The sequence below is a fragment of the Pseudoclavibacter sp. RFBA6 genome (assembly GCF_002931575.1).
GTDB lineage: Bacteria > Actinomycetota > Actinomycetes > Actinomycetales > Microbacteriaceae > Pseudoclavibacter > Pseudoclavibacter terrae.
The window spans coordinates 94,294-112,360 of the sequence record NZ_PSUA01000005.1; the positions used below are offsets into that span (position 1 = coordinate 94,294).

An 18,067-nucleotide genomic window follows, 5' to 3' on the forward strand; every position below is an offset into this window, starting at 1 on the left:
GGGTCGACCGGCCGATTGCAGGCAACCTTATACGTACTAGACGCCGAGCGCTAGTACGTAATAGTCTTGGCGTGCTGGGCGCACCCAGCAGCACAGTGTCGTGTCGGCACCGCCGTCCCCAGGAGAAACACCATGACCACGAACCCCCTCATCCGCGTCGCCCTGATCGGTGCCGGCCGCATCGGCAGCAATCATGCAGCGCTCATCGCCCGCGACATCCCGAACGCCGAGCTCATCGCCATCGCCGACCCCGTCGAGGGTGCAGCCGCGAAGCTCGCCGAGACGCTCGGCGTCGAGCAGTCGTACACGGACATCGCCGAGCTGCTGGCCCGCCCCGACCTTGACGCGGTCGTCATCACGGCCCCGCCGCGCTTCCACACCGCCCTTGTCGAGCAGGCGGCCGCCGCCGGAAAGGCCATCTTCTGCGAGAAGCCGACCGGAGTCTCGCTCGAGGAGCTGCGGCGCGTCGAGGCCGCCGTCGAACGCCACGGCGTCGTCTTCCAGGTGGGCTTCAACCGCCGCTACGCCAACGGCTTCCCCGAGCTGCGCTCCGCCCTCGACGCGGGAACCCTCGGCACCCCGCAGCTGCTGCGCTCCGTGACCCGCGACCCGGGCCTCGCGAACCCCGCCGCGATCCCGCCGTTCACGATCTTCCTCGAGACCCTCATCCACGACTTCGACACCCTCAACTTCTTCAACCCTGGAGCCCGCGCGACCTCGGTCTACGCCGTCGCCGATGCGCTCGTCGCCCCTGACTTCAAAGACAAGGGCCTCCTCGACACCTCCGTTGTCACGATCCGCTACGACAACGGCGCCATCGCAACGGCCGAGGCGAACTTCTCGGCCGCCTACGGCTACGACACCCGCGCCGAGGTCTTCGGCAGTGCAGGCATGGCGACCGCCGGCGAGCTCGCCGCATCCAGCCTCCGCCTCTACGGCGCGGCCGGCGCATCCTTCGACACCGTCCGCGCGGACACGCAGCTCATGCGCGCCGCCTACACGGGCGAGCTGCAGGCGTTCGTGAACGCCGTCGCCGGCGTCGAGAGCCCCCGCCCCGGCACGGAAGCCGCGCTCGAGGCGATGGTCATCGCGCTCGCCTGCATCGAGTCGGTCAAGACCGGTGCACCAGTCGAGGTCGTCCGATGAGCGGGGCTGGTTCGGCCAGTGAAGGTGACGTGAGTCGCGGCATGGGCTCGAACGGTGGAGCCGGCACCGCCACGTCACCGTTCGTGCTCGCCGCCTGTGCTGAGATGCTCTTCCCCGATCTGCCGTTCGAGGAGCGCGTGCGCCGCATCGACGAGGCCGGGTTCGAGGTCGAGATCTGGCGCTGGTGGGAGAAGGACCTGGATGCGCTCGTCGCGACCGGCGCGACGTTCGGCTCCATGTCGGGCTACATCCGCGGCGAGCTCATCGACCCGGATGGGGCCGACGCGATCGTCGAGACAGCCCGCGAGTCGCTCGAGGCGGCGCAGGTCCTGAACGTGCCGCGCCTCGTCATCCACGGAACGGGCCTCGACGACAACGGCCTGCCCGTGCGGCCGAGCGCGCACACGACCCCGGCCGACTGGCTCGCCGCGCTCCGCACGCTCGAGCGGCTCGCGAAGCTCGGCGAGGAGTACGGCAAGGTCTTCACGCTCGAGAACCTGAACCACGCCGTCGACCATCCCGGGGTGCCGTTCAACCGGGCGAGCGACACGATCGCGCTGGTCGCGGCCGTCGACAGCCCGCACCTCCGCCTCAACCTGGACCTGTACCACGCGCAGATCGGCGAGGGCGATCTTGTCGACCTGTGCGGGCGTGCGCTGCCGTACATCGGCGAGATCCAGGTGGCGGATGTGCCGGGCCGCTGCGAGCCAGGGACGGGCGAGATCCACTACCCGCGGGTCGCGCGTGCGCTCGACGAGCTCGGGTACCGGGGAGTCGTTGCGATGGAGGCGTTCGCGTCGGCCGACTCCGACCTCGCGCTGCGCCGCTTCCGGGAGGCCTTTAGCATCGACGTATGAGCGACGTGAGCGCAGGAGATGCCCGCCGCCCGGCGCGACCGGGCGGCGGCAGGCGTGTCACGATGCGCGACGTCGCCGACGCGGCGGGCGTCTCGCAGCCGCTCGTGTCGATCGTCATGCGGGATGTGCCGGGCGCGAGTCCGGAGTCGCGCGCGCACGTGCTCGAGGTCGCGGCGCGCCTCGGCTATCGGCGCGACGAGCGGGCACGCCTGCTGAAGCAGGGTCGGTCGCGGCTCGTCGGCATCGTCTTCCACGCGGCGCAGCCATTCCACGGTCAGCTCATCGACGAGCTGCAGCTCGCCGCCCGCGCGGCCGGGTACAACGTGTCGCTCGCCGCCGTCACCAAGCGGCGGGGCGAGGCGGATGCGATCGAGGCGCTGCTGGGGGAGCGGGTCGAGGGGCTCGTGCTGCTCGGAGCATCGCTGGACGAGCACCAGCTGGACGGCATCGCCGACGAGGTCCCCGTCGTGGCGGTCGCCAGCCAGTACTCGTCCGAGCGATTCGACAGCGTCTCCATGGACGATGCACGCGGCACCGAGCTCGCCGTCCAGCACCTGCACCAGCGCGGGCACTCCCGCATCCTGTACCTCGGGGCACCGGGCGTCTCGGGGGATGAGGTGCGCACGGCGACGTTCCTCGAAGCCGCGGCCGAGGCCGGGATCGGCGACGAGATCGCGATAGTCGCCGGGGGAGCGTCCGAAGCCGCGGGCGCGGATGCCATCGAGGATGCGCTGCGGCGTTACCCCGACACGACCGCCGTGATCGCGTTCAACGACCGCAGTGCGCAGGGGGTTGTCGCGCAGGCGCGCCTCCTCGGCAGGCGCGTCCCCGAGGATCTCGCCGTCGTCGGCTTCGACAACTCGGAACAGGCCGAGCTGCCCTACCTCCAGCTCACGAGCCTCGCGCAGGACCCCGCGCAGCTCGCTTCCGCCGCCGTCGAGATGGTCGTCGGGCGAGTGGATGCGAACGCGGAAGGCGAGTCGCCGCGGATCGGTGAGCACCGCATCCTGCCGACCCAGCTCGTGGTGCGGAGCAGCAGCGGGGGCAGCGGCAACCCTGTTGAGCGCTCGCGGTGACGGACCGCCGGCAGCCACCCTCCGACGGAGCGCGGCCGTCTCGACCGAGCGGTTCGCGGCCTCGCACTCGACATGACGCGCGCCGCCAATACCTGTCACTCGGTGCCGGCGAGCTGACGTCAGTTGCGACGTTCACGATGCTGGGGGTGTGGGCCGCGCCGACCATCCTGACGACTGGCATGGACCTCGCGGCATTCTGGTTGGCGCTCGCCCCACTGCTCTTCGTGCTGCTGCAGGGCGGCGCCTACTGGCTCCTGGCGCGGAACTGGGTCGGGGCTTCGAGGATGCCCGTCGGGCTCGCCCGCGTGTTCGGGGCTCTGAAGTGGCTGAACCTCGCGGTGTATATTGGCGGGCTCGTCGGCATTGTTGCCTGGTGGCCCAGTTCATGGCCGATCGCAGCGCTGGTCGGGTTCACGTGGGTGTTCGGGGTCGTCGAGTATGTCAACTACTTCGTGGTGCGGCTGAGCTACCCGGCCCGGGTCTGGCTGCTCGAGGTGCGGCACTTTCGGACTCCGCGCCTGATGAGGGATCTCAGGCTAGCCGGGCGTCGGTAGGCTTCCTGGATGCCGTTCGGTCGGGGTTTCCGTGTGCTCTGGAGCGCGAACGCCCTGTCGAACCTGGCGGACGGCATCGCCTTCGTGTCGATGCCGTTGCTCGCTGCCGCGGTCACCGACGACCCGCGCCTCGTGGCAGGCCTGGCGACGCTCTATGCGCTCGTCCGTCTGCTGGTTGCGCTGCCCATCGGAGTCTGGATCGACCGGTTCGACCGCCGCACCCTGCTCGTCGCGGCGAACCTGCTCCGCGGCTGCTCCTTGCTGGGGCTCGCTCTGGCCATCCAGTTCGGCGTCCTCACGCTGCTGATCCTGTACGCGGCGATGGCCGTGGTCGCGACGCTGGAGAGCATGGCCGACAACGCGGCCTCGGCGATCCTGCCGTCGCTGGTCGACCGCGAGCGGCTCGACTCCGCGAACGGCAAGGTCGCGGCCGCGCAGCTCGTCGCCGACGAGTTCGCGGGCCCTCCCCTCGGGGGCTTTCTGTTCGCCGTTGCCGCGGCGATGCCCGTCTACGCGATGGGTGGGCTGTGGGCCGTCGCGGGCCTCGTCGCGCTCGCGCTGCCGATCCGGAACGCGGTCAGGCGAGGCGAGGAAACGGTCAGCGCTCGACGTTCCCTCGCCGTCGAGGTACGCGAAGGCACCGTATGGCTGGCGCGCCACCGAATCGTCGGCAGCCTGGCGCTGATCGGAGCCCTGGCGAGCGTCGGCTACATGCTGCCCTTCTCGATTCTCGTGCTGTTCGCCGAAGAGCGCCTCGGACTGGACGGCACCGGGTACGGGCTGCTGCTCGCGTGGTCGGCCCTCGGCGGGCTGCTTGGCACGTTCCTGGCCGCCCGACTTCGTACGGGGCTCGGGTACCGGTGGACGATCGCGGCGAGTCTTGCACTCGGAGCCGTGACCCTCGGGGGGCTCGCCGTCACGACGCATGCGATCGTCGCTGGCGTGCTCCTGGCGCTCTACATCCTGCACGCGACAGTCTGGAACGTCTGCGCGCAGTCCCTCCGGCAGCACCTCATCCCCGACGAGCTGCTCGGCCGCGTCGGCGCGAGCACGCGCGTGCTCAGCCTCCTGGGACTCGCAGTCGGCGCGACGCTCGGCGGACTCCTGGGGTCGATCGACCTCGCGATCCCGGTCGCCGTCGGGGGCGGAGTGTTCGTGGTCTGCTGCATGGTCGCGGCGGGCACGCTGCCGGCCAGGTCGGAGGTGCTCCTCAATGACTGAGGCGGGCGGGCGTCGGCTCCAAGCGCACGGGTCGGCCTGGCCTGATCTCACACCGAAGACGATCGTGCTCTTCTCCGACGGGAGCCCCTTGCTGACGAGAAGGAAACGTCATGAACCGTGCGGAGCACGATGATCATCGGATCGCGTCAGCGCTCGGCGTCGTGGAGGGTCCGAGAGCGATAGGCCTCGCGCCGTCCATCGCCGCAAGACGTCGCCGCTGACGGGGCTGGCCTTCGCGAGTGGTCAGCGCCGCTGGCGCCGTCGTCCCCGATCTCGGGCAGTATGAATGCCGTGTTCTCCTCTTTCGTGACCGACCAGTGGATGCCGACTGTGCTGGATGCGGGCGTCAGCGACCTTGCCCTCGTCGTGGTCGACCCGACACTGCCCGAGCGTCGATCGGTGGCGCGCCTGCGTGTGGAGGCGGGCCCGGTGCTCGTCTCCCTGACGCCGGCACGCGCCCGTGAACTCGCGCTTGCTGAGGGGGACCGCATCGACGACGCCTCGCTCGGGCTCGTCCTCGAGCGTGCCGGCGTGACGCTCAACGGCGCGGATCATCTCTTCTATCTGACGCTCGACGCGCAGGCCGTGCTTCGCGGCGAGGCACCCAGCCCAGCAACCCGGCAGCTGACGGAAGCGGATGCTCCCGCCTTCGAAGAACTGACAGCAGCAGCACCCGAGGCTGATCTCGACGAGGCGTTCGTCGAACTCGACCACTGGCTCGTGTTCGGCACCTTCGTCGGTGACAGGCTTGCCTCCGCCGTGAGCATGTATCCCTGGGACGGCACTCGACTGGCAGATCTCGGCGGGATCACGCTCCCCGAGTTCCGCGGTCGAGGCCTTGGCCGCACGACAGTCCGCGCGGCGAGCTCGGCAGCACTCTCGCGGGGATACGAGCCGCAGTACCGCTGCCAGGAGGACAACGTGGCGTCCGTTGCGCTGGCGCGGGCCGCGGGCTTCACGCCCTTCGGCCTCTGGGAAGTCGTCACCGCCGAGGAATGACGACGCGTCGCATCGGGAGGGTCGCTCTCTGTGGCGGTCGGACAGCGAGGACTTCGCGGAGATCGGGCGATCGGGGCGTCGTTGGGCGTCTGCAGGATCGATGTCCGCGTGTCGTGGGCGCTGCCGCAGCGGGCAGCATCACTTGCTGCTCTTCGAAGAGTTGAGGGAGCCTCGGTCGGCGGCACCTAGGTGTGTAGTTGCTCCCGCCAGGCGGGGGCGGCGATGCCGGACAGAACGCTGAGTACCGTGCGCTCGGCGAGCTTCGCGTCGATCGGCTGGTGGCCGAAGAACGCCCGGTAGTAGAGCGGGGCCGCCAGTAGGTCGAGGGTGAGCTCCATATCGAGGTCTGCTCGTAGGTCTCCTCGCTCGATGGCGTGCTCCAGCACTGTCCTGGTGGTGGCACGGCGAGCCTCGAAGTACTCGCGGAGGAACAGCTCGCGGAGCTCTGGGTCTGCCTCGAGGTCGGCGAGGAGCCCGGGGAGCGCACGAGTGATGGGGGAGTTGCCGAACCCGTCGGCGATGTTCGAGATGCCGCTGACGAGGTCGCAGTGCACGCAGCCGGTATTCGGAGTCGGTGTCGTTCCGAGCACCGAGATGAGCGTGTGCACGACGATGCCCGGCAGGCTCTTCCAGCGCCGCCGAAGCGCCGGCTTGCTCGTGCCGGCTGCTGCCGCGACGTTCTCCATGGTGAGTGCGCGGTACTGACCGGTGTCGAGCAGGCTGATGACCGCCTCGGTCGCACGGGCATCGATCGTCGTGTCGCGGGGACGCCCATGTGGCGCCGATCGGGCCCGGGGCTCGGCGTGCGGCTCTGGTTGCGGCATGACCTCACCGTACCCTACATTCATTACGTTCCGATGTGGAATGTAATGAAGAGGAGTCAGCATGCGACACGAAGAATCGGGCTCGACGGCACGAACAGGAGTGCGCGCGGAAGGCGAAGCCGGAGGTGTCTTCTCGCCCCGGCTGCGAGGGTTCACGATTGGGATACTCGTGAGCGTTGGCGCGGTCGCGTTCGAGTCCCTCGGGGTCGCTACCGTTCTCCCGGTCGTCGCCGAAGAGCTAGGTGGCCTGAGCGGGTACGGCTGGGGACTCTCAGCGCTCATGCTCGCGAGCATCGTCGGCACCGTCGTCGCCGGGAGGGACATCGATCAAAGAGGCCCGGCGCGGTCGGTCGTGGCCGGCAGCCTGGTCTTCGCACTCGGCTGTCTGCTCGCTGGCCTCGCCTCCGGGTGGGGCATGTTCGTAGCCGCCCGAGCGCTTCAGGGGTTCGGGGTCGGCGCCATCATGGCCTACGCGTACAGCCTGGTCGGACTCGCGTATCCGCCCCGGCTCCAGGCCGTCATGTTCGCGTTCCTGTCGTCGGCGTGGACGATCCCCTCGCTTCTCGGGCCCGTCTTCGCGGGCGTGCTCACGGCGGTGCTCGACTGGCGGGTCGTGTTCTGGACGATCGCGCCGATCACGCTCCTCCTGCTTCCCCTCGTCCTGCCGGGTGCACGTCGAGTTTCTGCGCGGCCGAGAGAAAAGGGCCGAACGTTGTTCTCCGCGCCAGTCTGGTTCTCCGTCCTCCTCGCGGCCGGGACAGGAGCTGTGCTCTTCGGCCTCGAGGCCGACGCGCTCCCGCTGATGCTCGCGCTCATCGTCGTGGGGGCCGTGGGGGCCTGGGTGGGCTTGCGCCGCACCCTTCCCAAGGGCTCCTTCCGCGCGCGCCGTGGCGCGCCAGCCGGAGTCGTCGTGCGGTTCATCCTGTGCGGCGTGTACTTCGGGTCCGAGGCGTTCCTGCCGCTCGGCCTCACGCGCATCCACGGCCTCGACGTCACGATCGCAGGCCTCGGGCTGGCCGCAGGCGCGCTCGCCTGGACCGTCGGTTCGTTTGTGCAGGCGCGGATCGACGCCGCCCGACCTGGTCGACGCTCGCGCTCGACAAGGCTCGGGATGCTCGTGCTGCTCGGCGGCCAGCTGCTCATGGGGGCGGCCGTCGCGCTCCCCGCAGTCTGGCCCGGGTGGGCGGTCATCGGCTGGGCCATCGCGGGCGTCGGGATGGGCATCGCCTTCAACGCGTCGACGGCGGCGACCATGTCGGCCACGCCGACCTCGGCCGCGGGGAGTATCAGCGCGAGCCTGCAGCTCGCGCAGACCCTCGCGACGGCCGTCATAGCCGGACTCGGCGGGGCGATGGTCGCACGGCTTGGCGCCACGACGCCCGCGTTCCTCGCGGTGTTCGGGGCCACCGCCGCGCTCGCCCTGCTGGGTGTGTGGATCGCTGGTCGTCTCGCGGAGCGGGCGAACGGGGCGAAGCCGGAGATGGAGTAGCGAAAGGCGACGGTGTCGAGCATCGCGCGAGATCGGCCCGCGTGGCCTCCCTATCGCCGCCGGAAGTCGCCAGCGACGGGGCAGTCGAACGGGTCGCGAGCCTGCAGCCCGACTCGGTTGAGGTACTCGATCACGATGCGGTACGACTCCAGCAGCGAGGTCTCGGTGTACGGCACGTCCTGCGCTTCGCAGTAGTCGCGGATGATCTCGCGGGCGCGCGCAAGGTGCGGTCTGGGCATGCTTGGGAAGAGGTGGTGCTCGATCTGGTAGTTGAGCCCGCCCATGAGGGCGCTGGCCCACCAGCCGCCTCGGATGTTGCGCGAGGTGAGCACCTGCCTGCTGAAGAAGTCGAGCTTCACGTCGGCGGGGATGAGCGGCATGCCCTTGTGGTTGGGGGCGAACGACGCCCCCATGTAGACGCCGAAGACCGCCATCTGCACGGCGACGAACGCGACCGCCAAACCGAGCGGGAGCATCCAGAAGATCGCGCCGAGGTAGATCGCGAAACGGACCGCGATCATCGTCAACTCCACCCACCGGCCCGTGATCTTCTCGCGCGCGAACAGCGACCTGATCGACCGATAGTGGAGGTTGTACCCCTCGAACGTCAGCAGTGGGAAGAACAGGTATCCCTGCTTGCGAGTGATCACCGCCAGCAGGCCACGCTGCTCGCGAGCCGACTCCTCCGTGAACGAGATCGTGTCGAAGTCGATGTCCGGGTCCTTCCCCTTCTTGTTGGGGTTGGCGTGGTGACGCGTGTGCTTCGTCATCCACCAGCTGTAGCTCATGCCGACGATGCCGGCCGCAAGGAACCTGCCGAGACGGTCGTTCGCCCTGCCGGAGGTCAGGACCTGACGGTGGGATGCTTCGTGCGCGAGGAACGCGAACTGGGTGAAGATGACCCCGAGCGCCGCCGCGATGAACAGCTGGAACCAGCTGTCGCCAAGCAGGACGAAGCCGGCGATCGCGGCGGCGAGCGCGACGAGGAGACCCGCGGCGAGGGAACCGTAGAACCCGAGCGTGCGATCGAGGAGCCCCTGCTGGCGGATCGCCTTCGACACGGTGCTATAGCTCTGCGTGACCCGAGGGGTCTTCTCTGGCTTACTCGTCCGGCGGACCGCGCCGTAGCTGCTTGGGGTGAGTTTCGGTTCGGGCGACTGCACGGCCGGCTCCTTGCTCGGTCGGCACGAGGCGTCAGGCGACCCCGTGGCAGGGCTTGCAATTCCGAGCAAGGAGCTTAGTTGAACGGCGGTGGCGGAGCTAACCGGTGCGGGCTCGGCCGGTGAGGGCCTGGGCCTCCGGCGAGAGCGCGCGGGCCGCGGTTCGAGGTCCATCGCAAGGTGCTGCCTGTCATGCAGGCAGGCTATCGCGCGGTCGACACCAGGTCCTGGCCGGGCAGCGCCCACCGGCGGCGGAGGTAGTCGGCGACGAAGATGTTGCCGAGGAACGGCAGTGCGCCGAAGATGATGGCGCCGACGAGCCACGCGTCTGTCCCTCGGAACGCGAAGAGCCCGATCGTCGAGACGACGATGACGGCCACGGACCCGAGGATGCCGTTCCTGCGCACTCGCGACGACCAGTGCTGGCTCGCGCCGATCATGACGAGTCCGGCCACCCAGCCGAGCACCGGCACCAGGTACCAGCCAGCGACGAGGGCGATGGACGTGATGATCGGGTACGCGCGGCTCGGCCCGGTGTCTTCGAGCGAGGTCGTCGCCGCCATCGCGTCGGCGGCGATCGTGCCTGGCGCCCCGAGCTCCCGGATGCGAACCCGGGTCTCGTCGACGTCGAGTCCGCGGAGCGTGTCCGCGATGTCGTTGAGCACTTCATCCCGAACCTGGGGTGCCCCGTCGCGAAGCGCGGTCTGGAGTTCCTTCAGATAGCTGCCTGCGACTTCGTTCTGCGATTCGAAGGGCTTCATTGGTCTCCTGCTTCCGTCTGATCGCGCGAGCCGATGCTGTCGGTCGTGGTTGTACGTGGTTGGGTGACTTCCTCCACGGCGGACGCGAACGGTGCCCACTGGGACCGGAACTGCTCCAGCTCGGCATGCCCCTGGCTGGTGAGCGCGTAGTACTTCCGGGGGCGCGCCGAGTCGGAGTCGTCGGCGTGCGCGGCGATCAGCCCGCGCTCGCGCAGGCGAGTCATCAACGGGTAGAGCGTTCCGATGCTGCCGATGAGCCCGAGGGAGACCAGTCGTTCTGAGATCAGCCACCCGTACATGGGCCCCTGTTGGAGGAGTCCGAGGACGCAGTACTCGACGACACCCTTGCGAAGTTGCGCACCGACTGAGGTTGTCATGCATTGCACTTTACTTTGCAATGCAAGGTATTGCAATGCATGGCGTGCGGGGCGGGCAGGGTCAGCGCAGTTCGCGCGCTCGGTAGAACCGCACAGCGAGGCCCTTGCCGACGGTGATGCCGATGACGCCCGTGGCGGCACACGCGGCGACGACACCCTCGAGGGGCAGTGCGGAGAACGTCTGGTCGCCGAGGATGCCGGCGGCCTGGCCCACCCATGCTCCACCCGCGATGACGATCACCGGCGCGTAGACCATGAAGCGTCCGCGGGTGTAGCCGACGCGGAAGAGCACGGGGAGCTGCACGCCGACCGCCAGGCCGACGATCGCGAACGCCGCCGCGTAGCTCACGACGAGGAGCTCTGGCGCGAGCTCGCGGTTGCGCACCAACGCCATGACGAAGGTCACGACGGTCGCGACGGCGACGGCGGCGAGGCCGTACAGGAGCACTGAGACCGCGCGGCCGACGACGACTGAGCTCCGCGAGATCGGGAGCACTCCGTAGAGCGTGTCGAGTCGATCGCGTTCATCGCCCAGGAATGGGGCGGACAGGATGAGTGAGGTGACGAGCGCGGATGCGGCGATCGCCATTCCCGGTACCGGGAGCACGATGCCGACGAGGGCGATGAACGCGAGCAGCAGGAGCGTCTGCTTCTTGACGGCCCACGACATCAGGTCGAAGCGAGTGAATGCGAGCGTCATGCTGTTGCCTCCTCGTGGGCGGCGTTCAGGTGGATGATGATGTCGTCGATGGTCGCCTCGTCGATGACGATCTCAGGTCCGTACAGCGGGGAGTCGTCCACGCGGATGAGCGCGGACCATCCCTGGCCGGTGTGCTGGGGGCCGAGGGCGCTCGCGGGTACCGTTCCCGTGCCGCGCGCGATGGCGAAGCTCTCCTTGACGTCGGGGAGTGGGCCGCGGTGCGCGATGCGCCCGCCCACGAGCACGATGAGGTCGTCGGCGAGCTCGTCGAGGTCGGTCGTGATGTGCGTCGAGAACAGCACCGCGTGCTGCGGGGCGACCATGAACTCGCGGATCACGTCGGTGATCTCTCGGCGTGATGCCGGGTCGAGGCCGCTCGAGGGCTCGTCGAGGATGAGGAGTTCGGGGCGCTGGGCCAGTGCGCACGAGAGTGCGAGCTTCACGCCCTGGCCTCGCGAGAGCTCACCGACTCGTCGCTTCTGTGGGATGGCGAACTGCTCGAGCAGCTGCGCGAAGCGGGTGTGGTCCCACCTCGGGTAGAACGGCGCGAGCCTGCGGCCGAGCGAGGTCACGCGCCAGTCTTCGGCGGCCGTCGGTCGGTCCAGCACGATGCCCGTCTTCGCGAGGGCTGCGCTCGCGCCGGCGGGGCCGCCAAGCACCTCGATGCGTCCCGCATCGGGGGTGATCAGGCCGAGCAGCGATCGGATGATCGTGGTCTTCCCGGCGCCGTTCGGGCCGACGAGTCCGACCACGGAACCGCGTGGAATGGTGAATGAGATGTCCTCGACCGTGAAGTCGGGGCGGGTGATGCGCAGGTCCGTGATCTGCGCTGCGTCGTCAGTCATTGTTCCTCCAAGCCTCATCGAGGCGTCGGTGCATTTCGTGGATGTCGATGTGGGCGCTCCGGGCTGCGATGAGCAGCTCCTGCAGTGCGGCGGCAACTCGCTGCTCCAGGGCTCCGGAGGCGATCGTGGGGTCGACCTCCAGCACGACGAATCCGCGGCCGTGCTCGTTGCGGACCAGGCCCTCGTGGACGAGGTCGTTGTAGGCGCGTGTCACCGTGATGACACTCACTCGGAGATCTGCAGCAAGCTGGCGCAGTGACGGCAACGTCTCGCCCGCCGCCACGTCTCCGGACAGGATCGCCGACCGTACCTGCGTCTTGATCTGCTCGTAGATGGGCGCCGAGGCGCTTGTCGAGATCAGTACTTTCCGCATGCGAACTCCACTGTACATAAACACCATAACACTAGAACAGTTCTCATTCTAGACCCGTCGTCTGCGGCACGATGGTCCGTCACCTCGAGCGCGGACTTGCAGCTTCCGTAGCGTCATGTGGTGCAGTGGATGCAATCCCGCCCACCCAGAGGAAGGCCGCACATGTTCTCGTCGTTCATCCCGCCGCGCCAGGTCACGATCGGGGGCGCGGCCGAGTTCGTCGGCACCACTCCGCGCGCGATCCGCCACTATCACCAGATCGGCCTGGTCTCGGAGCCCGAGCGGGGGAGCGACGACCGCCGCCGCTACGGCTACGACGAGATGATCCAGCTGCTGTGGATCCGCCGGATGGCTGAGGCCGGCATCGCCCTCGATGATATCCGGGACGCCTTCGCGGGCGCGGCCGACTCCGCCGAAAGCGGCGGCAACAGCGGCGGCGGCGGCGACGGCGATGACGTCGCGCGCATCCTGGAGCGACTGGAGGAGTCCCTCGTCGTCCGGCAGGCCGATCTCGAGCGGCAGCGGATGGCCGTGCAGCGCATGCGCGCGCAGGGCAGCAGGTTGGGGCTGCTCTCCGATGTCGTGAGCGGCCGCCTCGCAGACCTGCCGGACGGGGCTCTGCGGCAGGACGACCTGGACGCCTTGCTCGTCACCGAGCGGATCTTCGGCGAGCTCGGCGCATCCGTCCAGGCCTCACGATTCATGGCCCTCGCCACTCACCCGGATCTGCGGGACGAGTCTGACCGGGTCGACGCCGCCGAAGAAGCGCTCGACGACACGGTCGCCGTCGACGACCCCCGCGTGGCAGAGGTGGCCGCCAAGCGGGCCGCATTCGAGGCCAAGCTCAACGGGGTCATCGAGAGCTCCGGCCTGGCGCAGGCCGACAACGACCGGTTCGACGCCTGGGAGGAGTCGCATCCAGCTCCCGTCGCCGACGCCGACTCCGACTCCACCCGCGCCGATGGCCCGGATGGCCGGACCGCCGCCGGTGCGACGCGCGGGTCGACGAGCCTTGTCGAGGCCGTGCAGATGATGCCGTACGACTTCTCCCCCGCGCGTTGGCGAAGCATGGAGCTGGCGCAGGAGCTGGCTAACGAGCTCTACTGACCCAGCAGGGCTCCAGTAACCGGCGTGTTCACGCCGCAGAAGCGGCGACCTCCTATCAATATGTGTGCGGTTCCACTCCGGGTTCGTGCACTCAGGCGGCGAAGTCGTACATCCGAAACTGGTCCTTCGGGTACCGGGCGACGCTGTACACGCCCTGCGCATACGCCGCCGCGAAGGGCCGCTACTGGTCGAAGGTCACCTTCTACACCTCGTGACGACGCGTCGGATCGACGCCCCTCGCGCGGCTGGTGATCTCAGCGACTTCTCCTGTGGGTCGTCAGACTCAGTGGCGCCCCAGGGCGTCGAGGATCGGGACGATCGGGCCTTCCTTGGTGTCGCGCCACCCTTGGCCTGCCCAGAGGTGGACAAGCGTGCTGTCGCCCGCGGCCGTCGCGTTCGCCCGCATCGCGCGGGTCAGGTGATGGAGCGCCGGGTACCCGACGGGCGCATCCGCGTGGCTTTCGACGAAGGCGTTCACGAGCGCCCGAGCGGGGCGGCCGGTGAAGGCGCGCGTGAGGGTCGTCTCCGTGTAGCGCTCGTCGACGAGCGCGGCCTTGTGCGTCGCGGACGCTCCGCTCTCGTCGGACCGGAGCACCGCGGTTCCGACCGCGACCATGTCTGCGCCCGCGTCGAGCACTTCGCGCACCTGGTCGCGGCGAGTGATGCCACCGGACGCGATCAGCGGCAGGTCCGTGACCGTGCGCACGCGCTCGACGAGCGTCGCGAGCGGGACGTTCTCCGGGTAGATGTCTGCATCCCAGACGCCGCTGTGACCGCCGGCGTCGTACCCCTGAACGGTGAGAGCATCGGCGCCGGCTGCTGCAGCCCGTCGCGCCTCGTCGACGGACGTCACCGTCTGGATCATGAGGATCCCAGCCGTCCGGAGCCTGCGAAAGACGTCCGGTGAGGGGAGCCCGAACGTGAAGCTCACCACCGGGGTTTGACTGCGGATGACAGCATCCAGCTTCTCCGCCCATTCGTCGTCGTCTTCCAGCCTGGGCGCCATGGTCGCGGCGTCGTCGTGCGTGGACGCGTGCTGCCGGATGCGCTCCCAGTACGCGGCGTACCCCGCTTCATCGATGGGGTGGGGGTTGGGGACGAAGAGATTGACACCGAAGACCGGCACCCCTGCCTCGGTCACCTCAGCGATCTGCGCCTCCAGGGCCGCCGCTGTCTTGTACCCGCCAGCGAGCTGCGCGAAGTGTCCTGCGTTTGCGGCCGCGATGACGAGGCCGGGAGTGCTCGGACCGCCAGCCATGGGCGCGACGGCGATGCGCTTGAACGTGTCCAGGGGCGAGGGGAGGGTCATGTTCGTACCTTTCCGTGTGGGCGGGTCAGTCCTGGCGCGAAGGGGTGCTTCCGAGGAGCTCCGTGATCTTCGTCAGGTCGGACTCGTCGACGCCGGCGAACGGTGAGCTGGTCGAGGCGAGCTTGACGATCGCGTCGCGGGCTACGCGTCCCTCCGTGGTCAGCTCGATGACGCGCTGTCGAAGATCGGTGGGGGACGGTTTTCGGGTCACGAGCCCCTTGGCCTCGAGCTGGTGGCACATGAAGGTCACGTTCTGTGGGGTGCAGTGCGTTCGTTCGGCGGCTGTGCTCATCGATGGTGCGGGCGCATCGGGGTCGATCACCCAGAGGAGATGAGCAGTGACAGCGGTGAGCGCGAACTCCTGGAGTGCTGGTTCGAGGGCGTCGTTGGTGCGCGCGACGACGTCGTACACGGCGAAGAGGGCCTCGGACAGCTTCTGCGCGCGTTCGTCCTGCATGTGCACACGTTAGCACTTGCTACAAGACTTGAAGTTTCTGCTAGGGTAACTTCAGAACTTGAAGGAATCAATTACTCGCCCACGCGCACCAACAGAGAGCCGGAGCTGTGAACACCTCACGACTCGAAGGACAGTCGGTCGTCGTCACCGGTGCCACGAGCGGTATCGGCTTCTTCATTGCCGAAGGGCTCGCACGCCTCGGTGCGCAGATCATCGTGGCGGCCCGGTCCGCGGAACGCGCGCAGACTGCGATTGCGCTCTTCCCAGAACCCGCCCGCCACCGGCGCCTCGAACTCGATCTCTCAGACCTCGCATCCGTTCGCGCGGCCGGATCGCGCGTCGGCGTCGGTCCGCCGGTCCATGGCTTCGTGATGAACGCCGGCGTCATTGCCGCCCACCCGAGCTACGTTGAGGGGCCCTTCGGTGTGGAGTCCACTGTCGGGGTGAACGTCCTCGCCCACCTCGAGCTCCTGCGGTTGAGCTTCCCCGCGCTCATGCGTGCTCCTGCGGCGCGGATCGTCAGCACAGGCAGTTTCCTCACGAAGAAGATCCCGTTCGATGCGGGGGATTGGCTTGCTCCGGACTCCTATCGCCCTCGAGTCGCCTACGCAGCCTCGAAGCATGCGGCAGAGATCCTGGGTTTCGAGCTCGACAGGCGTCTCATCGCGAGTGGTTCTCCCGTCAGATCGGTCGTCAGTCATCCAGGCTCCGCGATCGACGCGTTGACGCCGGATCGGCCACCTCTGCATCAGCGCCCCACGGTCGTGCGCGCACTCGCCACGTTCATGGGTCCGGTGTTCTCGAAGGTCGCGCAGGGCAAGGACATGGCTGCGCAACCAGCGATCGCGGCGATGACGGCGCACGTCGTTCCAGCTGACGCCTATTTCGGGCCGCGCACGGGAGCCACCGGCACGCCGATCCTCGCAACGCCCGCGACCACGAGCCTCAACCCAGAGCTCGGCCGACGAGTCTGGATGCAGGTCGAAGAGCTTCTCGGGGCCCCGATCGTCCCTCGGTGGTGAAATTCGCGCTTAGGTGAGCGAGCCGAAAGCCAGGTGGCCTTCGAACAGGATCGCAGACGGGCTCACCTGGCTGAGCTGATCGAGATCCACGTGGAAGAGGTCCCTGTCGAGGACGACGAGGTTCGCGTCCTTCCCGACCTCGAGGGACCCGACTCTGTCATCGATCCGGAGCTGCCGCGCCGCCTCGATGGTGTGCCCGCGCACGAGCGCCGTGACGTCGAAGCGCGAATCTCGGCTCGGCCGGACGCTCCCCGGGTAGCGGTCGAGGTCGAGAGGCAGTTCCGGATCGACCCGCGTCGCCGCCACCTGCATGCCGAAGAAGGGGTTGCCCCGATGGAGTTCGTAGTTCGTCACCACGTCGCTTGCGAAGGTCATCGAGGCGCCGGCCTGCAGGACGCCGCGGAAGTCGTACATCCGATTCCAGCGCTCCTCCCCGAGGTAGCTCTTCGCTTCTTCGCCGAAGTACCCTGCCGACCAGTGGTTCGTCCAGTTGACGATGATGCCGAGCTCGGCTGGCCGGTGCATGTCGGCCGGGTCGATGAGCTCGCAGTGCGCGAACGTCACCTGCGTCCGCCAGGTACCGCCCGTCTCGGCCAGCGACTCCTTGGCGGCCGCGACGGCATCGCACCCAGCTCGGAACGCGCGGTCGCCGACCATGTGGATGTGCACGTCGATCTCCGCGTCGTTCGCCAGCAGCAGGCAGCTGACGAGCTCGTCGGTCTCGATCTGCATCTCGCCGAGGCTGCCGGAGTCGTCGTGGACCAGGGGAGCGAGGACCGCGCTGTTCCCGCTCTCGTTCGTGCCGTCGAGGAAGAGCTTGAGTGTCCGCACGCGAATGTGATCCGTGCCGTGCTCGCGGTCGAGGCGTTGAGTTCGTTCGATCGCATCGGGGAGGTCCGCGAGGGTCCGGAATCGAACGGCGCCCTCGTACCTGGTGTGCAGCTCTCCGCGTCGGTGGAGCTCGTGGAGCGCGGGGAGCACGTCCTCGTCCTCGATGAGCGCCTCGAAGAGGGACGTAACGCCGTGCCGGGTCATGAACTCGAAGAACGGCTTCAGGCTGTCGGCGGTCAGCTCCTCTGGTGGGCGCCACGCGATGGAGTCGTACAGGCGGTCGATGAAACGGAGGTGCGCGAACTCGAGGATGTGCCCCGTCGGCACGCCGTGTGCGTCACGGACGAACATCTCGAGGCCAGGCACGGGGTCCGGTGTGTGCTCGTCGACCTCGAGCAGCTCGAGCATCTTCGAGTTGACCCAGTGTGCGTGGTCGCTGAAGTCCTGGCAGAGCACCGGGCGATCGCTGATGGCCGAGTCGAGGAGGTCCTTCGTTGGGCCGCTTCCCGCGAACAGTGTGCTCGGGTAGTACTCGAAGAACAGGTACGGCGCCGCTTCCTTCGGGTGCTGCTCGCCGTATGCGCGGATAAAGGTGAGGATCGCATCCACGTCGTCCGTCTGCGGGAGGGGGACGTGCCAGGCGCTCTTCGCGACACCGCTGGGATGTGTGTGGGCATCGATCAGACCGGGCAGCACGAGTCGTCCGCCCAGGTCGTGGACCTGCTGCCCGCTCGTTGGCGGCGCCGGGGTGTCCTCATCCAGTACCTGCGCGATCCGGCCGTCACGGACGACGACTCCGCTCGCCCACGGAGCGGCCTCGTCGGCGGTGAAGAATCTGCCGTTCGTCAAGATCAGGTCCACGTGAGCGCTCCTTGCGGGTAGAGACGTAACAACTCGGAAATGCAGTCTGGCATAAATTAGCAATGTTGGTAATCTATTCGTCAGAGGGCACGCTTCGT

20 protein-coding genes are annotated in these 18,067 nt (G+C 68.4%); 10 read left to right on the forward strand and 10 right to left on the reverse strand.

The genetic code is table 11. The features are described 5' to 3' along the window. The first annotated feature begins 132 nt into the window (after window positions 1–132). From C5C17_RS03290 to C5C17_RS03315, 6 genes are all read left to right on the forward strand, one after another. Entirely contained in the window at window positions 133–1,146 is a 1,014-nt protein-coding gene (locus tag C5C17_RS03290; protein ID WP_104251955.1) for a Gfo/Idh/MocA family oxidoreductase, read from the forward strand. Between the two features lie 104 nt (window positions 1,147–1,250). After that, window positions 1,251–2,003 (forward strand): TIM barrel protein, encoded by a 753-nt coding sequence (locus tag C5C17_RS03295; RefSeq protein ID WP_219820471.1) that lies wholly within the window; start codon window positions 1,251–1,253, stop codon window positions 2,001–2,003. Next, window positions 2,000–3,079, forward strand: a complete 1,080-nt coding sequence (locus C5C17_RS03300) for a LacI family DNA-binding transcriptional regulator (protein ID WP_104251957.1) — start codon at window positions 2,000–2,002, stop codon at window positions 3,077–3,079. Before C5C17_RS03295 ends, C5C17_RS03300 begins: the two co-directional genes overlap by 4 nt. Window positions 3,080–3,258: 179 nt before the next feature. After that, window positions 3,259–3,633 carry a hypothetical protein gene (locus tag C5C17_RS03305; RefSeq protein WP_258065860.1) on the forward strand — a complete coding sequence of 125 codons (375 nt, stop codon included), beginning with the start codon at window positions 3,259–3,261 and terminating at the stop codon, window positions 3,631–3,633. A 9-nt stretch (window positions 3,634–3,642) separates the two neighbouring features. Beyond that, window positions 3,643–4,854, forward strand: coding sequence for an MFS transporter (locus tag C5C17_RS03310; protein ID WP_104251958.1), 1,212 nt, complete (start codon window positions 3,643–3,645; stop codon window positions 4,852–4,854). A gap of 291 nt (window positions 4,855–5,145) precedes the next feature. Continuing rightward, window positions 5,146–5,853: a GNAT family N-acetyltransferase gene (locus C5C17_RS03315; protein ID WP_181028464.1), complete on the forward strand. Its 708-nt coding sequence runs from the start codon at window positions 5,146–5,148 to the stop codon at window positions 5,851–5,853. Window positions 5,854–6,038: 185 nt separating this feature from the next. Here C5C17_RS03315 and C5C17_RS03320 read toward each other — a convergent pair whose 3' ends face one another. Continuing rightward, window positions 6,039–6,677 (reverse strand): TetR/AcrR family transcriptional regulator, encoded by a 639-nt coding sequence (locus C5C17_RS03320; protein WP_104251960.1) that lies wholly within the window; start codon window positions 6,675–6,677, stop codon window positions 6,039–6,041. 169 nt (window positions 6,678–6,846) lie between these two features. Here C5C17_RS03320 and C5C17_RS03325 point away from each other — a divergent pair, with 169 nt between their 5' ends. Next, window positions 6,847–8,166, forward strand: a complete 1,320-nt coding sequence (locus C5C17_RS03325; RefSeq protein ID WP_258065862.1) for an MFS transporter — start codon at window positions 6,847–6,849, stop codon at window positions 8,164–8,166. 50 nt (window positions 8,167–8,216) lie between these two features. On the opposite strand, the gene C5C17_RS03330 is transcribed toward C5C17_RS03325, so the two are convergent. The 6 genes from C5C17_RS03330 to C5C17_RS03355 form a co-directional block, all read right to left on the reverse strand. Beyond that, the gene (locus C5C17_RS03330) at window positions 8,217–9,329 is read right to left on the reverse strand and encodes an acyl-CoA desaturase (RefSeq protein ID WP_258065864.1); all 1,113 of its coding nucleotides are present in this window, start codon (window positions 9,327–9,329) and stop codon (window positions 8,217–8,219) included. A gap of 200 nt (window positions 9,330–9,529) precedes the next feature. Then, window positions 9,530–10,087: a hypothetical protein gene (locus C5C17_RS03335; protein WP_104251963.1), complete on the reverse strand. Its 558-nt coding sequence runs from the start codon at window positions 10,085–10,087 to the stop codon at window positions 9,530–9,532. Then, window positions 10,084–10,464: a PadR family transcriptional regulator gene (locus C5C17_RS03340; RefSeq protein WP_104251964.1), complete on the reverse strand. Its 381-nt coding sequence runs from the start codon at window positions 10,462–10,464 to the stop codon at window positions 10,084–10,086. Before C5C17_RS03340 ends, C5C17_RS03335 begins: the two co-directional genes overlap by 4 nt. A 61-nt stretch (window positions 10,465–10,525) precedes the next feature. Then, window positions 10,526–11,164, reverse strand: coding sequence for an ABC-2 transporter permease (locus tag C5C17_RS03345; protein ID WP_104251965.1), 639 nt, complete (start codon window positions 11,162–11,164; stop codon window positions 10,526–10,528). Continuing rightward, window positions 11,161–12,009, reverse strand: coding sequence for an ABC transporter ATP-binding protein (locus C5C17_RS03350; protein ID WP_181028465.1), 849 nt, complete (start codon window positions 12,007–12,009; stop codon window positions 11,161–11,163). The genes C5C17_RS03345 and C5C17_RS03350 overlap by 4 nt, the downstream gene beginning before the upstream one ends. Then, window positions 12,002–12,382, reverse strand: coding sequence for a GntR family transcriptional regulator (locus C5C17_RS03355; protein WP_104251967.1), 381 nt, complete (start codon window positions 12,380–12,382; stop codon window positions 12,002–12,004). The genes C5C17_RS03350 and C5C17_RS03355 overlap by 8 nt, the downstream gene beginning before the upstream one ends. A 162-nt stretch (window positions 12,383–12,544) precedes the next feature. Here C5C17_RS03355 and C5C17_RS03360 point away from each other — a divergent pair, with 162 nt between their 5' ends. Further along, window positions 12,545–13,489, forward strand: a complete 945-nt coding sequence (locus C5C17_RS03360; protein WP_104251968.1) for a MerR family transcriptional regulator — start codon at window positions 12,545–12,547, stop codon at window positions 13,487–13,489. Window positions 13,490–13,551: 62 nt separating this feature from the next. Beyond that, on the forward strand, window positions 13,552–13,704 hold the full coding sequence (locus tag C5C17_RS18505) for a hypothetical protein (protein ID WP_181028466.1): 153 nt from the start codon (window positions 13,552–13,554) through the stop codon (window positions 13,702–13,704). 68 nt (window positions 13,705–13,772) lie between these two features. On the opposite strand, the gene C5C17_RS03365 is transcribed toward C5C17_RS18505, so the two are convergent. Together C5C17_RS03365 and C5C17_RS03370 are read right to left on the reverse strand one after the other, a co-directional pair. After that, window positions 13,773–14,798 (reverse strand): nitronate monooxygenase, encoded by a 1,026-nt coding sequence (locus tag C5C17_RS03365; RefSeq protein WP_104251969.1) that lies wholly within the window; start codon window positions 14,796–14,798, stop codon window positions 13,773–13,775. Between the two features lie 25 nt (window positions 14,799–14,823). After that, on the reverse strand, window positions 14,824–15,255 hold the full coding sequence (locus tag C5C17_RS03370; protein WP_104251970.1) for a MarR family winged helix-turn-helix transcriptional regulator: 432 nt from the start codon (window positions 15,253–15,255) through the stop codon (window positions 14,824–14,826). Between the two features lie 107 nt (window positions 15,256–15,362). Between C5C17_RS03370 and C5C17_RS03375 the strand changes: the two genes are divergently transcribed. Continuing rightward, window positions 15,363–16,277 (forward strand): SDR family NAD(P)-dependent oxidoreductase, encoded by a 915-nt coding sequence (locus tag C5C17_RS03375; protein WP_104251971.1) that lies wholly within the window; start codon window positions 15,363–15,365, stop codon window positions 16,275–16,277. A gap of 9 nt (window positions 16,278–16,286) precedes the next feature. Here the strand turns inward: C5C17_RS03375 and C5C17_RS03380 are convergent, their stop codons facing one another. After that, window positions 16,287–17,969 (reverse strand): amidohydrolase, encoded by a 1,683-nt coding sequence (locus C5C17_RS03380; protein WP_181028467.1) that lies wholly within the window; start codon window positions 17,967–17,969, stop codon window positions 16,287–16,289. Window positions 17,970–18,067: the final 98 nt, after the last annotated feature.

Coding starts and splice junctions, on each gene's coding strand:
- C5C17_RS03320 (WP_104251960.1), bottom strand. CDS start 6,677: ATGCCGCAACCAGAGCCGCACGCCGAGCCCCGGGCCCGATCGGCGCCA.
- C5C17_RS03305 (WP_258065860.1), top strand. CDS start 3,259: ATGGACCTCGCGGCATTCTGGTTGGCGCTCGCCCCACTGCTCTTCGTG.
- C5C17_RS03345 (WP_104251965.1), bottom strand. CDS start 11,164: ATGACGCTCGCATTCACTCGCTTCGACCTGATGTCGTGGGCCGTCAAG.
- C5C17_RS03300 (WP_104251957.1), top strand. CDS start 2,000: ATGAGCGACGTGAGCGCAGGAGATGCCCGCCGCCCGGCGCGACCGGGC.
- C5C17_RS03310 (WP_104251958.1), top strand. CDS start 3,643: ATGCCGTTCGGTCGGGGTTTCCGTGTGCTCTGGAGCGCGAACGCCCTG.
- C5C17_RS03350 (WP_181028465.1), bottom strand. CDS start 12,009: ATGACTGACGACGCAGCGCAGATCACGGACCTGCGCATCACCCGCCCC.
- C5C17_RS03355 (WP_104251967.1), bottom strand. CDS start 12,382: ATGCGGAAAGTACTGATCTCGACAAGCGCCTCGGCGCCCATCTACGAG.
- C5C17_RS03370 (WP_104251970.1), bottom strand. CDS start 15,255: ATGCAGGACGAACGCGCGCAGAAGCTGTCCGAGGCCCTCTTCGCCGTG.
- C5C17_RS03365 (WP_104251969.1), bottom strand. CDS start 14,798: ATGACCCTCCCCTCGCCCCTGGACACGTTCAAGCGCATCGCCGTCGCG.
- C5C17_RS03290 (WP_104251955.1), top strand. CDS start 133: ATGACCACGAACCCCCTCATCCGCGTCGCCCTGATCGGTGCCGGCCGC.
- C5C17_RS03340 (WP_104251964.1), bottom strand. CDS start 10,464: ATGACAACCTCAGTCGGTGCGCAACTTCGCAAGGGTGTCGTCGAGTAC.
- C5C17_RS03335 (WP_104251963.1), bottom strand. CDS start 10,087: ATGAAGCCCTTCGAATCGCAGAACGAAGTCGCAGGCAGCTATCTGAAG.
- C5C17_RS03360 (WP_104251968.1), top strand. CDS start 12,545: ATGTTCTCGTCGTTCATCCCGCCGCGCCAGGTCACGATCGGGGGCGCG.
- C5C17_RS03295 (WP_219820471.1), top strand. CDS start 1,251: ATGCTCTTCCCCGATCTGCCGTTCGAGGAGCGCGTGCGCCGCATCGAC.